At 62.9% G+C, this 16,345-nt stretch carries 4 protein-coding genes; all 4 read left to right on the top strand.

The features are described from left to right. Positions 1-838: type II secretion system F family protein (locus L8H52_RS12440; RefSeq protein WP_242207276.1), on the top strand; the 838-nt coding region annotated here is incomplete at its 5' end. A gap of 471 nt (positions 839-1,309) precedes the next feature. Next, positions 1,310-2,419, top strand: coding sequence for a substrate-binding domain-containing protein (locus L8H52_RS12435; protein ID WP_099758879.1), 1,110 nt, complete (start codon positions 1,310-1,312; stop codon positions 2,417-2,419). A 96-nt stretch (positions 2,420-2,515) separates the two neighbouring features. Continuing rightward, positions 2,516-3,628: a substrate-binding domain-containing protein gene (locus L8H52_RS12430; RefSeq protein WP_242207275.1), complete on the top strand. Its 1,113-nt coding sequence runs from the start codon at positions 2,516-2,518 to the stop codon at positions 3,626-3,628. A gap of 217 nt (positions 3,629-3,845) precedes the next feature. Beyond that, positions 3,846-16,340, top strand: coding sequence for a filamentous haemagglutinin family protein (locus L8H52_RS12425; RefSeq protein ID WP_242207274.1), 12,495 nt, complete (start codon positions 3,846-3,848; stop codon positions 16,338-16,340). Positions 16,341-16,345 lie beyond the last annotated feature (5 nt).

Raw genomic sequence — 16,345 nt, 5'->3', positions numbered from 1 at the left:
GGATTTTCCCGAGATCTATCGCGCGCTGATTGCGGCCGGGGAGGAGTCCGGCGATCTGGCGCAGGTCATGGAGCGCCTCGCGGATTACATTGAAGAACGCAACAACCTGCGCGGCAAGATTCTCACCGCGTTTATCTATCCGGGCGTGGTCGGTCTAGTGTCGATCGGTATCGTGATTTTCCTGCTCAGTTACGTGGTGCCGCAGGTGGTCAGCGCGTTTTCCCAGGCGCGGCAGGATTTGCCGGGGTTGACCTTGGCGATGCTCAACGCCAGTGATTTCATCCGCAGTTGGGGCTGGCTGTGCGCAGGGATCATGGCGGGCGCGTTTTGGAGCTGGCGCCTGTATCTGCGCAATCCGGCGGCGCGTTTGAGTTGGCATCATCGGGTGCTGAAGTTGCCGCTTTTCGGGCGTTTTATTCTCGGCCTGAACACTGCGCGTTTTGCCTCGACGCTGGCGATTCTCGGTGGCGCCGGGGTGCCGCTCTTGCGTGCGCTGGAGGCGGCGCGGCAGACCTTGTCCAACGACCGCTTGAGTTTGAGTGTCACTGAGGCCACGGCCAAGGTGCGTGAGGGTGTGAACCTGGCGGCAGCGTTGCGGGTGGAGAATGTGTTTCCGCCAGTGCTGATTCACCTGATCGCCAGCGGGGAAAAAACCGGTTCACTGCCACCGATGCTCGAGCGCGCGGCGCAGACCTTATCCCGTGATATCGAACGCCGGGCAATGGGCATGACCGCGTTGCTGGAGCCGCTGATGATTGTGGTGATGGGCGGGGTGGTGCTGGTGATTGTGATGGCGGTGTTGTTGCCGATCATTGAGATCAACCAACTGGTCCAGTAGTGGTTTGTCTGATGTCATGGTGGTGGCTGGACTGGCCCCTTCGCGAGCAAGCTCGCTCCCACAGGGGAATGCATTTCAAATGTGGGGGCGAGCTTGCTCGCGAAGGGGCCAGAGAGGGCAACAAATAATCCAATCTTTTTTCCAGGATTTCAGCATCACCCGACCCTCAAAAGACCCATCCTCGGGTTCTCCTTTCTGTCATCTGCAACCACCCTCCAACGCCTCCAGCCCGATTCCGCCAAACCCGCGAACCAGACGCTGCGCTACACCCGACAAACACCCGAGAAACTCCCTTCAGAAACAGCTCTCAGCTCCCGAGGTTTTTTCCTTTATCTGTCACCGGAACCTGCGAATTTCTCAGTGCGACTTAACCAAGGCCAACGCTAGCGAGGGCCCCGGTGAGTCCTCCCAGTGTCATGCAAGTCACCCGAAAACCTGTGTTCCCAAACCTAGTTGAAAAGGAGATTCTTCATGTTCAAGCGCACTCTGATCGCAGCTTCCCTGACCGTCGCCGCTCTGGCTTCCGCTCAAGCCATGGCCGTTACCGGTGGTGGTGCAACGCTGCCTGCCGCTCTGTACAAAGGTTCTGCCGACAGCATCCTGCCAGCCAACTTCTCCTACGCCGCTGTAGGTAGCGGCGCTGGTAAAACGGCGTTCCTGACCAACGTTGCCACTGGCTTTGGCGCCACCGGCACCGTGCACTTCGCCGGTAGCGACTCGGTACTCAGCGCTTCGGACATCAGCACCTACAACAGCGCTTTCGGTGCTTCGTACGGTCCGCTGATCCAACTGCCGTCGGTGGCCACTTCGGTTGCCATCCCTTACAAAAAATCCGGTCAGACCGCTCTGAACCTGACCAGCGCGCAACTGTGCGACGCCTTCTCGGGCACCGTGACCACTTGGGGCGGCCTGCTGGGCACTGCTGACACCACGCCGATCCGCATCGTTTATCGCAACGTTTCCAGCGGCACTTCGGAAATCCTCACCCGTCACCTGAACGCTGTGTGCCCAACCAAGTTCACTACCAACTCGACGTTCGTCAACGCCCGTCCAGCCGGTTCGACCCTGCCGTCGAACTGGGTCGGCGTCGCTGGCACTGCTGACGTGGCGCCTACCGTTGCAGCCGTTGATGGTTCGCTCGGTTATGTCGGTCCGGACGGCGTGGACGCCACCAGCAACGCTCTGGTTTCGCGCATCAACAACGTACAGCCAACCTCGGCCAACGTTGCCCTGGCACTGGCTTCGGTAACTCCACCGGCGACCGCTGCTCTGGCCGCTGACCCGACTCGCTGGTCGCCAGTGGTGGCTAACCCGGCCATCGGTTACAAACTGGCTGCCTACACCAACCTCATCGTCGGTCAGTGCTACAAGGATGCAGCCGTGGCCAACGACGTGAAGGCGTTCCTGACCACTCACTACAACACCACCACCAACGACCTGGCCGTCAAGAACCACGGTTTCGTGACTGTGCCATCGGCCTGGAAAACCAAGGTGTATGAGACCTTCGTTTCCAACGCTACCGGTTACAACCTGAACATCAACAACACCAGCGTCTGCAACACCATCGGTCGTCCTTTGTAAGGCGCCCGATTCACACCGCAACACGAATGGCAGCCCCTCGGGGTTGCCATTTTTTTTGGCTCCCGGTTTACGGGGCATTCGATAAGGAGATTGAACATGTACAGACTCATTGCAAAGGTTGCGCTGCTGTCGGCGGCGGCGCTGATGTCGGGTCACGCGTTGGCGGTGACCGGTGGCGGGGCGACGTTGCCTGCCGCGTTGTACAAGGGCTCGGCCGACAGCATTCTGCCGGCCAGCTTCAGCTACGCCGGTGTTGGCAGCGGGGCAGGTAAAACGGCATTTTTGAGCAACAACGCTGCGCCGTTCGGCACTACAGGCACTGTGCATTTCACTGCCAGCGATTCGATCCTGACGACAAGCGAAATCAGCCAATACCAGAGCGCTTTTTACGCCAGTTATGGTCCGCTGATTCAACTGCCATCTGTCAGCACCGCCATCGTCGTGTCCTATAAGAAAAGCGGTATCAGCAATCTCAACCTGACCAGCAGTCAGTTGTGCAGTGCGCTGTCGGGTGAGGCCACAACGTGGGGGCTGCTACTGGGGACTGCCGACACCACGCGGATTCGCGTGGTCTACCGGAACAATGCCAGCGGCACCTCGGAAATCCTCACTCGCCACCTCAACTCTGTTTGCTCGGTTAAGTTCTCGACCAATTCCCTGTTCACTGCGGCGCGCCAGCCGTCAGGTTCGACAGTGCCGGTAAACTGGGTCGGCGTGTCGAGCGACAGTGATGTCTTGCCTACGATCAATCAGGTCGACGGCTCGATCGGTTACTCCGGCCCTGACGGTATCCAGGTGAGCGACAACACTGTCGTTGCCCGTCTTAACGGTGTGCTGCCAACCCCGGTCAACATCGCGCTGGCACTGTCTTCGGTGACGCCACCGTCGACGTTTAACGACGCCTCTAATCCCGCCCGGTGGTCGCCCGTGGTGGCGAACCCTGCCCTTGGCTACAAAATTGCTGCCTACAGCAACTTGATCATTGGTCAGTGCTACAGGGATGCCAACGTGGCCAACCAGATCCGCAACTTTCTCACCACTTACTACAGCCAGCCTGGTAACAATGCTGCGGTACAGGCGCACAAATTCGTTGCGATACCGCTGAGCTGGAAAAACGCCGTCACCGCCAACTTCATCACCAACACCACCGGCAACAACCTCGATATCAACAACCCGGCCGTGTGCAACGGCATCGGTCGTCCTCTTTAAACGTGACTGCCGTCAAACCGATGGCAGCCCCATACAGGGCTGCCATTTTATTTGAAGGCGCAAAACGGCCGCCGCGAATACTCCCCCAACATGAAGTTTGTGTGACATCCGTTCGGTCTCGACCGCCGCCAACTGCCTATGACGTAACAGCAGGTTTTTGCACGCCTGCGGCATGTGTGGCAACCAAAGTGTGGCAACCAAAAAGGATCTCGTAGTGATGCTCGCTCGCCCATCCCGTCGTACCAACGTCCAGTCGTTCAAACGTGAAGCCGTGGAGCCGGCGCTGTGGCTGCTCAAACCACTGGCGCAGGCGGTGGCGTTGTGTCTGGTGGCGGGCAATGCGCACGCGGCAACGGCGTTCAGCTCCAACTGGTTCGCCGCCAAAGGTGCGGCGCAGCAAGCCGCTGCCGCACGGCCGAGCACTGGCAGTTTGCCGGGGATGACGCCACCCTTGGCGCAGCAGCAAAAAGCCAATCAGCAATTGCAGCGCTCGATTCAGACCTTGAACAACACCGTCGCCGCGATTGCCGCGCAGCAGGCGGCTCAGGCGGCCGGGCGCGCGGCTGCATTGGGCACGGTGCAGTTTGTCCCGGACGGTCTGGGCGAGGGCGGTCTGAAGGTCGATAACAGCCTGACCCAAGGTTGGCAGAACGCCAAGGGCCCGCAGCAAACCCAGGCCGACGGCAAGACCACGGTGAAGATCGAGCAGACCGCCGACAAGGCGATCCTCAACTGGGAAACCTTCAACGTCGGGCGCAACACCACCGTCGAGTTTGCCCAGCAGGCGAACTGGGCGGTGCTCAACCGGGTCAACGACCCGAATGCGCGGGCGAGCCAGATTCAGGGGCAGATCAAGGGCGACGGCACGGTGATGCTGATCAACCGCAACGGCATCGTCTTCAGCGGCAGCAGCCAGGTCAACGTACGCAACCTGGTGGCAGCGGCAGCGAACATTACCGATATCCAGTTCCGCGACCGAGGGCTGTATTTCGACAGCAACGGTACTCAGCCGACCTTCACCGATGCCGCCGGCAAGGTGTTGGTCGAGCGCGGTGCGAGTATCACGACTCATAAACCGGCGACGTCGACCGATGCCGGTGGTTATGCCTTGCTGCTCGGCAGCGAAGTGCAGAACGACGGCAATATCAGTACCGCCAAGGGCCAGACCGTGCTCGGCGCCGGTGACCGCTTCTACATCCGCAAAGGCGCGGGCACCGAGGGCAATGCGCTGTCGACCACGTTCGGCAACGAAGTCACGCCGGGCTTCAAGGCCGGCGATGTCAGCGGCAAGGTCAGCAACAACGGCTTGATTCAGGCCGCCACTGGCGACATCACTCTGACCGGCCACGAAGTCGTGCAGAACGGCGTATTGCTCGCCAGCACCTCAGTGGCGTCTCGCGGCACGATTCACTTGTCTAACCCCGCGAGCGACAGCGGCGGCAGTGTCACCCTGGCGCAAGGCAGTGCCACGGCGATCATGCTCGACAGCAGCGATCTGACGGCGCTCGACAGTCAGCATCAGGCCGCCCTCAGCGCGGTCACTGCGAACAACCGCATTCGTGGCGATCAGTCGCGCATCGAGATGCAGAGCGGCGGCAGCGTCGAGTTCCAGAATGGCTCCATCACTCTCGCCACCGGTGGCCAGGTGGCAGTGAGCGCGCAGCGTCGCAGTCTGGTGCGCGACGGCGCGATGATCGATGTCTCGGGTGCCCTCGGCGTCAAAGTGGCGATGGAAAACAACAACATCAAGATCAGCGTGCAAGGCAACGAGCAGCGCGACGCCTCGGTCAACCGCGACAAAGGCGCGCTCAACAGCAACGACATCTGGGTCGATGTGCGAGAGCTGGTCTACGTGCCGGCCGGCACCAACGGCTATGCCACCGATCGCTGGTACACGGCCGGCGGCTTGCTGGAAGTCGGCGGTTATCTCGGCACTCAGGCGCACAGTGTGGGTGAGTGGATGGCGCAGGGTGGTACGGTGAGTTTTGCCGGCAACGACGTAGTCACCGAAAAGGGTTCGTTGATCAATCTGTCCGGCGGCACTCTCGATGTGCAGAGCGGCGAGATCCGCCAGAGCTGGTTGCGCGGTGCGGACGGCAAGTTGTATGAAGTGTCCCGTGCGCCGGGCGATCTGCTCTACACCGGGCTGTACAAAGGTTACGAGGACAGCAGCGAACGCTGGGGCCAGACCAGCTATTTCTACAACCCGCTGATTGCCCCGCGTTCGCGTTTCGAGTCGGGTTACACCGTGGGGCGTGATGCCGGGCAACTGGTGATTGCCACGGCCAACGCCGTACTCGACGGGCAGATGCTCGGCGAGGTGTATCAGGGCGAGCGGCAGAACCAGGCGCCGAAACCAGTGCTTGATGGTTATGAACAGAGTCAGACCGCGCTGGCCCGTCGCGCGCAGTTGATTGTCGGCAGTTATGACCCGGCGTATGTGGCGGCTTCGGGTGGCGTTTTGTATGCGCTCAATCCGCTGCTGGACCAGGTGCAGATCGGCGGCGAACGACCGGTGGCCAACAATGATCAGGATCTGGCCGGCGCCGTGTCGCAGGCGCGCAAGGGCACGTTGTATCTCGATAACCAGCAGCTCAACGGTTTCCGTCTCGGCGCGCTTAAAGTGGCGGCCAGGGATCAGGTTGTCGTTGACGGCGCGCTCATCGTCGATGCCGGTGGCGATATCACCTTGTATGCCCCGGATGTGCAGGTCGGCGCCGACCTGACGGCGCGTGGCGGCAGTCTGCGACTGGGCAACGTTCTCAATCAGTTCACCGGCTCCGAGAGCAGCGACACTCGGCTCACGGCGAAAGCCGACAAGGCGACGCAAGTCCTCGTGGCTGCCGGCGTGCAACTGGATACCCGTGGAGTGTGGAGCAATCTGCGCACCGACCCGGATGATGGCGCGAGCCTGGCCTCCCTCAACGGTGGTTTGATCTCGATCCGTAGCAGTGGCGATATCGATATCGGTGCTGGCAGTCTGCTCGACGTTTCTTCCGGCGGCGCGGTACTCGCCAACGGCAAGACCCGGGGCGGCAAGGGTGGCGATCTGACGCTGGAGTCCAGCGCGATTTCCGCGCCGGGCCAATCGCATTTGCGCCTCGATGGCGATCTGCGTGGCTACGGCGTGACCGGTGGCGGCACCCTTACGGTACAGGCCAACAAGATCCTCATTGGCCAGACCGACAAGCTGCTGGCCGACACCACGCTGCAGCTGTCCGCCGATCTGTTCAAAAAAGGCTTCTCCGCATACAACCTGATTGGCCTTAGTGGTCTGGACGTGGCCGAAGGCACCGCCGTCGAGGTGACGATGCCGGTTTACCGTTTTGCCGACGCTGCGCCAGGCATGGCCAGCGGTGTCGATCCGCAAGCGGCGCTGGAGCTGTGGACGCCAACGCTGTTTCAGGAAAATCCGACCCAAGGCGTGCTGACGCAACGCGCCGGTGCCAGCCTGACGTTGCAAGGCGGCGCCAGCCTGATCAACCTGATCGACGCGGCCAACAGCACGCTGACCCTGGGCCGCGATTCGCGTATCAGCGTCGATCCGGGTCAGAGCATCAAGCTGCGCGGCGCCGGACAGATCACCGTTGACGGTGCACTCAACGCCTGGGGCGGCACGATCGATATTCGCCAGCAACAGTTCGGCTCGATCAAACCGGCCACCTCCAATCAGTTGGCCGACCCGAACGCGCATGACCGTTCGATCTGGGTCGGCGAGCATGCGGTGCTGGACGTGGCCGGGCGAGCCAACACGGCAGTCGATGCCTTGGGTCGCACCTATGGGCAGGTCGGCAAGGGCGGCAGCATCATTCTCGGCGGTGAGATCGACGCGAAACTCGCCACGGCCACCGCCGCCGATGCTTACGTGATTGTGCGGCAAGGTGCGCGGCTGGATGCCTCCGGTGCCGAGGCACTGCTGGATATCGCTGGCCAGGGACCGACGCGCGTGGCGACTGACGGCGGGCGCATTGGCATCGGCTCTTACAACGGTCTGTTTATCGAGGGTGACCTGCGTGCAGCAGCGGGCGGTGTCGGCGCGGCGGGCGGTCGTCTGGAGGTGGCGCTGGAGACGCCGTTGTACCTCGAATCGGCGGACAACAACGTTCGCGCACCTCGAGAGTTGATCATTGATCAGCGCGCGACGGAGCAGATACTTGCAGCCGGTTTGCGTCCGGGCGAGAGCGATACCGGTCTGCGTTATGGTCAGGCGCGGCTGCATGCCGACAGCCTGATGTCCGGCGGTTTCGACAACCTGAGCTTGTTGAGCAACGGCTTGTTGTCGTTCGACGGTGACGTCAATCTGCACATGAATCAAAGTCTGAGCCTGTATGCCGGTGCGCTGTCCCTTGCCGAGTCTTCCAAAGGCACCGCACGGGTCGATTTGCAGGCGCCGTACCTGCGCTTGTCCGGTGTCGGCAGCTATTACAGTGTGGTCGGCACCGTGCGCCCACGCCCGACCAACAACCCGACCGGTAAACTGTCGGACGCTCGCTTCAGCGCGACGGCGAACCTGCTGGATGTGGGCAACAGCCTGTCGTTCGGCACGCAAGGTTCGATCCTGCAACTCAAGGCGCCGGCCGCCGAATACAGTCGCCGCGCATTTGCTGACGTCAGCCTCGATAGCCGTGGTGATCTGCGCTTCCTGGCGCCAACCGATGGCGATCAGAAAAGCCGCCTGTGGACGCCGGGCGATTTGAACTTGAGTGCGGCGCAGATTTACCCCGCTACTGATGTGCAGGCTGAAGTGCGTGTCGGGTATCAGGGCGCGCAGGCGGTGGCCGAGCATACCCTGCGGATCGGCGGTCACGGCCCGGCGCCGGTGGCCGCGCCGTACTCAGCGTTTGGCCAGTTGACGTTCTCGGCCGCGCACATTGAACAGGGGGGCGTGTTGCGTGCGCCGCTGGGCAAGATTGTCCTCGGCGATGACCTGCTGACCACCACCCGCGAAGTGCGGTTGCTGCCGGGCAGTCTGACGTCGGTCAGCGGCGCCGGGCTGGTCATGCCGTACGGTGGCACCACGGACGGTATCGACTACCGCTTTGGCGGCAAATCGGTGGTGTTGAATGGCATCACCGGTGAAACATCGGGTGTGTCGATGAGCACCCAGTTCATTGATGTGCAGAGCGGTGCGGTCATCGATCTGTCCGGCGGGGGCGATTTGCGCGGCGCCGGTTTTGTTTCCGGGCGCGGTGGTTCCACGGATGCGCGGTTCAACCCGCTAGTGCGCAATGCCACCGACGGCACCTTCAGCCTGCCGGGGCTGGCCAGCAATCCCGTGTATGCCATCGTGCCGGGTAATCAAAGCGCCTACGCGCCAGTGCTGGCCGAGGCGGGCGCGGTGGATCCGCGCATTGGCCAGCAGATCACCCTCGGCGCCGGGGTTCCGGGGCTGGCAGCGGGTACTTATACGTTGTTGCCGTCGACGTTCGCGTTGCTGCCGGGCGCCTTCCGGGTCGAGGTCAATGGTCAGGCGACAGCGGGCACAACCACGGGCGCGCTGCCACTGCGTAACGGTTCATGGACCGGCAGCGGACAGTTGTCGATTGCCAACACCGGCCAGCGGGACAGTCTGGCCAAACAGGTCATTCTGACCTCGGCCGATGTACTGCGCCGTTACTCGCAATACAACGAAACCAGTCTCAGCCAATTCATCCAGAGCGATGCGGTGCGGCGCGGGGTGCCTCGAGCGTTGGCACCGCAGGACGGCAAGACGCTGGATCTGCGCCTGGTTGACGGTGGCGAGCAGGATGTCGCGTTGTTGTTCAAGGGCCAGGCGCGGTTCGACGCTGCGGCGGGCGGGCTGGTCGGAACGGCCGTGGTGCGCAGCGGCAACGCGCGCAGCAGTTTTGAAATTCTCGGCACCGGGCAGGCGCCCACCGAGGGCTTCAGCGGCATTTCGCTGTATGCCGACACGCTCAATAACCTCAACGCCGGGCGTTTGACCATCGGTGCGATGCCGACCGTCAGCTACAGCACGGCGGGCAATATCATTGGCTTCACCGGCGACACCGCCAGCATCGTCCTGCGTGACGGTGCGCAGTTGGCGGCACCGGAAGTGTTGTTGCGTACCAACTCGATCAATGGCGGCATCACCGTTGAAGCGGGCGCTGGGATCAACGCTCTGGGGCGCGGCAACGTGGCGTATGACTCGACGGTCGGGTACATCTATCAACCGGGCGCGTCCAGCGTGGTGGTGGTGTCGAACGGCTGGACCAATGTCCTGGCGCCGGAGGCGGGCGGCGGTTTCACCGGCGCCGGCAGCATTCGCATCGGCACCTGCGCCGTGGCGGTTTGCAGCAGTCCGGCGCTGTTGTATTCCAATGGCAGCATCACCGCCGCGACGGACAACCAGTTCGAACTCGGTGAAGCCGTGCGTTTCGGCACGCGTCATCTGGCTCTGGCAGTCGGCGCGGTCAACGCCGGTAGTGCCGAGGCCTTGGCCGCCGCAGGCAACCGTGTGCCGGCCGGTCTGACCTTGAACCAGAATGTGCTGGATCGTTTGCTGCGCGGTGATACGCAATTCGGCGCGCCGGCCCTGGAGACCCTGAGCCTGACCACGCGCGATGCCTTCAATCTGTACGGCAGCGTGACCCTCGATACGTTCGATGCGCAGACCGGTCAGAGCAAATTGCAGAACCTGGTGCTCGCCACCCCGGCGATCTACGGCGCGGGCGATGCCGATGATGTGGCGACGATCCGCACCGCCCAACTGATCTGGAACGGCGCCACTCAGGATCCGGGCAGTGTGATCAATGGCGGCGCCGGTACTGGTAGCGGCACGCTGGATATTCAGGCACAACGCATCGAATTGGGTTACGGCCCGATGCCACAACCCAACGGCCTCGAGCAGAACAACCGGTTGGCGCTGGGTTTTGCTAACGTCAATCTGAGCGCCAGCGAGCGCATCACCGCCAATCACCAGGGCAGCCTGGCGGTGTATCAACAGCAGGGCGCCTTCGATCCGGTCAAAGGCTATGCCTACAGCGGCGGCAATCTCACGCTGCGCACACCGTTGCTCACCGGTGAAGCGGCGTCGGTCAACCTGCTCAAGGCTGGCAACAGGCTCACGCTCAGCGGTGCCGGTGCTGCTGGCGTGGCCGATGCCCTCGGCGCGGAACTCAATCTGCAAGCCCGCGACATAGTGCTCGACAGCCGCATCGCATTGGCCAGCGGCAAGCTCACGGCCAAGGCCGAGCACGACTTGACCCTGGCCGGCGGCGCGCAACTGGACATGGCCGGACGCACCTTGCCGTTCAACGACGTGAGCAAGTACAGCTGGGGCGGCGATGTGTCGCTGTTGAGCACCGCTGGCGATATACGCCAGCTCGCTGGCTCGCGCATCGATCTGTCGGCGAAAAACAATCAGGCCGGCAACCTCAGCGCCGTTGCCTTGGCAGCGGATGCCGGCATCGTCGATCTGCAGGGCGAGATTCTCGGTGCCAGCAGCGGTTATTACGATGCCGGCGGCACGCTGGTGCCGTACAAGGCCGGTGGCGTGGACATTCGCGCGCAGCAACTGGGCGGTGAGGCGAGCGCCCAGTTCGCGGCACTCAACCAACGCTTGAACGCAGGCAAAGTGTTCGGCAGTCGCAGTCTGCAACTCAAGCAAGGTGATCTGTTGATCGGTGACGGGCTCAAGGCCGGCGAGGTCAATGTCTCGGTGGACAATGGCAGCCTGACGGTCAATGGCTTGATCGATGCCAGTGGCGAACGGGTCGGCAGCATTCGTCTGGCGGCGCAGAACGGCCTGACCCTGGCCGGCAACAGTGTGCTCGATGCCCACGGCCGCGTACTGCGGATCGACAGTTACGGCAAGATCATCGACGCGCCAAACCGGGCCATGGTCGAGTTGAATTCCGGGGCCGGGGTGTTGACCCTGGCGTCCGGTACGCGCATCGACTTGCGCCATGGCACCGATGCAGTGCCGGGCTTCCTCGCCGGGCAGAACGATCAGATGCTGCGCGGCACCCTGGAACTCAACGCGCCGCGTCTGGGCGCCGGCGACATCGCCATCGATGCCAGCGGCACGGTCAATATTCAGGGCGCGCGTTCCATCGGCCTCAATGGCACGCGCCGTTACACCGATGCGCGTGATGGTGTCGATCCGGCGGTCAGTGGCCGGCCGTATCAGGTGATCGATCAGGCGCTGTTGACCCGCATCGACGGCGACAACACCACGTTCATCGACGCCGCGCTGACAAACGCCGATCTGTTGCAACGCAAGCTGGCGGGTCTGAACAACGCGACCTACGCCGATGCCTTCCACCTGCGCCCCGGCGTGGAGATCGCCAGCAAGACAGCGGACGGCGACCTGGTGGTGGAGGGTGATATCGATCTGTCGCGCTACCGCTACGCCAGCCTCAATCGGCACACGGGCAAAGTCGATGGCGTCTACGGTTCCGGTGAATCCGCCAGCCTGGTGATCCGTGCCGGCGGCAATCTTGATATTTACGGCAGCATCAACGACGGTTTCGCGCCGCCACCGGAGACCGTCGACGACGCTGGCTGGAAACTGTTGCCAGGCGTGCAGCCATTCGGCGGCGATCTGGTTGTACCGGGGAGCGGGGTGACGCTGGCGCCGGGCACGCAATTCCCGTCGGGCGTGACCCTCAATTACGATTTGCCGATTCAGGACACGACGTTGGTCAGCGGTACGCTGTTGCCGGTTCAGGTGGAGCTGGCCGCACCGTACACCTTCAGTGCCGGCACCGTGCTCGCGGGGGCGGTGCATGACGCCTCGGGCAATCTTTTGTATGCCGCCGGAACACTGCTCGACAGTGACCTGACCGTGCCGGCCAGCAGCCGACTGGGTGCCGGGATTCGCTTGAATCGCAACACCGCGTTGAAGGCGATGAACTGGCCCAAAGGTGTGCCGTTGCCGGGCGCCTTCGATGCCGACACCGGCAGCAGCAAGAATTTGATGTTGAGCAGTTCACTGGCGCTGTTGCGCGGTTCGTTGATTCCGTCGATGACCAATGTGGTGCTCGCTGACGGCGCCGCGTTTGTCGAGTTGCGTGGATTCAATGGCACACAGCAGGGCGCCAACTGGGCACTGGCGAGCATGTTGCCGTCGGGCAGTTCGTCGTGGTCGATCCGCGCGGTGGCGGGGGCGGATCTTTCCGCCGCCGATAGTCGTGCGGTGAAACCGCTCACCACCGAGGGCAATTTGCGTCTGGCGGACACTCATTACGGTGCGAAGATCACCGAAGGCAATCCACGCGCGGTGTGGTCGGAAACCAACCAGTACGGTTTCCCCGCCTTCGAACCGGTGCCCGAGGAATACCTGATTCTCTGCGAAACCGATCCCGGTGCCTGCGCCCCGATGGCGCGCTGGACCTGGGCCCCCGGCAACCAGTTCGGCTTTCAGGATTACGCGCCGATTCCCGAGGAATACCTGACGCTGTGCGACAGTTACCCCGAGGTGTGCGTCGAGAGCAATCCGGCGAAAAGCGCCAGCATCCACAGCCAGATGTTCAGTGTCCTGCGTACCGGTACCGGCGATCTTGATTTGCTCGCTGCCGGCAATCTGAGTATGGCTTCGCCGTTTGGTGTGTACACCGCTGGCACCCAGTCGGCCGATGTCGATCCGCGCTTCAAGCAGATGCGCGGACGCTTGTCGGACAAGGATTCGGTATTGGGCAGTGCCGGTGGCGACGTGGAAAAATGGGTCAACGGTGGCACCGACAGTCTCTATCAAGCCTGGTATCCGCAGCTCGGCGGCAACCTGACGATCAATGCCGGCGGCTCTGTCTCCGGTGACACTCTTGGGCGAAAAACCGCCAATACCGGCGGTTACCGTGAACAGGTGCCTGGCGTGGCAGTGGGCAACTGGTTATGGCGTCAGGGCACCGGCAGTGATGACGTGCCGACCGCCTGGTGGATCAATTTCGGCAGCTATGCGACGCAGCCGCTGCCCGACGCCGACATGGACGCGGCGCCGTACCTGGTGGGCTTCACCGGTTTTGGCACTTTGGGCGGTGGCAACATCAGCCTGCGCGCCGGAGAAGATGCCGGCATGCTCAGGCCGATGGGGGATGCGCGGACCAACCCACGCAGCCAGGGCCTGATCGTGGCGGTGGGTAGCACCGGTCGTGTCGGCAGCGACGGTAGCCTGCAATTGACCGGTGGCGGCGACATGGACATTCGCATCGGTGGTTCGCTCAATCCGTCTCTGCAAGCGCGCGCCGGCAACAATGGGATCACGCCACCCAAGCATGATCTGCAAGGCGCGCTGATCAACCTGCGCGGCGCGGCACAGGTGAGTGGCAGTGCGGTCGGCGGCATCAATCTGCAATATGGCGCCAACAGCGTGTTGCATGATGCTCGGGAAACCCGCGCGCTGGACCCGTTTACCGCGACCACCGGCAATGCCTCCGGCGGGCTGGTGCTGATCCCCGGCGATTCGGGCATGCGCATCAACACCCGTGGCGATCTGGTCCTGGGCGGCGCGGCGGACCCGGGCCGCGTGCGTTTGCAGAACGCCACGCCGCTGTTTGACGAGGCGGGGAATGTCAGCCAGGGCGGGATTTTGAGTGGCTTCTCGCTGTGGACCGAGCACACGGCCATCGATCTGTTCTCGGCGGGTGGCAACCTCACGCCGAGTACCCAGTTGGCCGAGACGGACACCAACGGGCCCATCAAAGGGCAGAACACTTCACCGACTGACAGTCGTTTTGTTTATCCGTCGATTCTGCGCGCCGTCGCCGGTCAAGGCTCGATCTACGCAGGTTCATCGGCGGCTTACAGCGTCGGCAATACCGCTCCCGCCACCGCTTACTCGCTGCTGTTGGCGCCTTCGGCTTCAGGTCAGCTGGAGCTGTTGGCCGGTGATTCGATTTATGCCGGCGGCTATGCGATCAACCAGTCCGGGGCCAGTCCACTGGCGATTGCCACGCCGTTTGCGCCGGCATTCAACGGCTATGCCAGCAACTCGGCGCAAACCCCGTTCATCTCCAACAGCGGCAGCGATGGTGTCGCCGCAGAACCGAATCTGCGCTTCCCATTGTTCGCCTTCGGTAGCAACTCGTACTCCGGCCTCAGCGATGTCATGGGGCCGGCGCGAATCTACGCGTTGACCGGCGATCTGGTCGGCATCCGCAGTGGCGAGTCACTGCGCGCAAGCGATTCGCAGCGAACCTGGTACGAAGCAGCCGGGCCGGTGTGGATGATGGCCGGTCGCGACATCGTCGCCTCTGGCACCAACCTGGGCCAACCGACGATTTCGCCGAAAGATGGCGTCGGCACCACCAAGGACACGATTTACTCCACCGGCAACCTGTTCGTGCATAACGACCCGAGGGATGTGTCGAGAGTGTCGGCCGGGCGCGACATCCTTTACAGCAGCTTCGACGTCGCCGGTCCCGGCACGCTGGAGATCAATGCCGGGCGCAATATTCTGATGGAGGACCGTGCCAGCATCACCAGCCTTGGCTCGTTGCTGGCCGGTGATCAGCGTCCGGGGGCCAGCGTGGTCTTGCAGGCCGGCGTGGGCGCGCAGGGGCCGGATTATTCGCGGTTTATCGCGCGCTACCTGAACCCGCAGAACGTGGCGAGCGCGGACGCAGCCCTCAGCGCGCAACCGGGCAAAGTGGTCAAGAGTTACCAGGACGAATTGCAGAGCTGGCTGACCTTGGGTTACGGCTTCAGTGGCAGCGCTGAACAGGCGCAAGCGTTCTACGCCGCACTGCCGGGCACCGAACAGGCCATCTTCGCGCGGCAGGTGTATTTCGCCGAACTGCGCGCCGGTGGCCTGGAATACAACGATGTCGACGGCCCGCGCAAAGGCAGTTATCTGCGTGGTCGCAACGCCATTGCCGCGTTGTTCCCGAGCACCGATGTGGCGGGCAATCCGATCCGCTACGACGGCGACATCACGATGTACGGCGGCGCCGGGGTCAAGACGCTGTTTGGCGGCGACATCCAGATGCTCACGCCGGGCGGCGGTCAGGTGTTCGGCATCGAAGGTGCGGCGCCGCCATCGACGGCGGGGATCATCACTCAAGGTTCGGGCAACATTCAGCTCTATTCGCAGGGCAGCATTTTGCTCGGCCAGAGCCGGATCATGACCACGTTCGGCGGCTCAATCCTCGGCTGGTCGGCCGAGGGCGACATCAACGCCGGTCGTGGCTCGAAAACCACCGTGGTCTACACCCCGCCGAAACGGGTTTACGACACTTGGGGCAACGTCACCCTGTCGCCATCGGTGCCGAGCACCGGCGCCGGTATCGCCACGCTCAACCCGATCGCCGAAGTGAAACCCGGCGACATCGACCTGATCGCGCCGCTGGGCACCATCGATGCCGGCGAGGCGGGGATTCGCGTGTCGGGCAACGTCAACATCGCCGCGCTGACGGTGGTCAATGCCGCCAACATCTCGGTGCAAGGCAAGGCAACGGGTGTGCCGGTGGTGTCGGCGGTGAATACCGGGGCGATCACCTCGGCCAGTTCGGCGGCATCGTCGGCCACCCAAGCGGCGGAAGATGTCGCGCGTCAGCAGCAAGCGGCGTCGCGGCAGAATCAGGCGTCGGTGTTTACCGTGCAGGTGCTGAGCTTCGGCAACGAACAACTCGCGCCGTCGCGCGATGGCGCCAGTCGTGCGCCGGCCCCGGGTTACAACCCGAACAGCCCGGTGCAGGTGCTGGGCGCCGGGGCGCTGGATGAACAGGCGAAGCAGCAGTTGACCGAGGAGGAGCGTGGGCAACTGACGTTGTAAAAGAC

Source organism: Pseudomonas sp. CROZ-RG-20F-R04-15 (assembly GCF_022662375.1).
Lineage (GTDB): Bacteria > Pseudomonadota > Gammaproteobacteria > Pseudomonadales > Pseudomonadaceae > Aquipseudomonas.
Note: the sequence above shows the minus strand (reverse complement) of the source record. Positions and strands in the feature narration are given on the sequence as shown.

What these genes read in the sequence shown, in the direction of transcription:
- L8H52_RS12430 (WP_242207275.1), top strand. Translation starts at nt 2,516, where the DNA reads ATGTACAGACTCATTGCAAAGGTTGCGCTGCTGTCGGCGGCGGCGCTG.
- L8H52_RS12425 (WP_242207274.1), top strand. Translation starts at nt 3,846, where the DNA reads ATGCTCGCTCGCCCATCCCGTCGTACCAACGTCCAGTCGTTCAAACGT.
- L8H52_RS12435 (WP_099758879.1), top strand. Translation starts at nt 1,310, where the DNA reads ATGTTCAAGCGCACTCTGATCGCAGCTTCCCTGACCGTCGCCGCTCTG.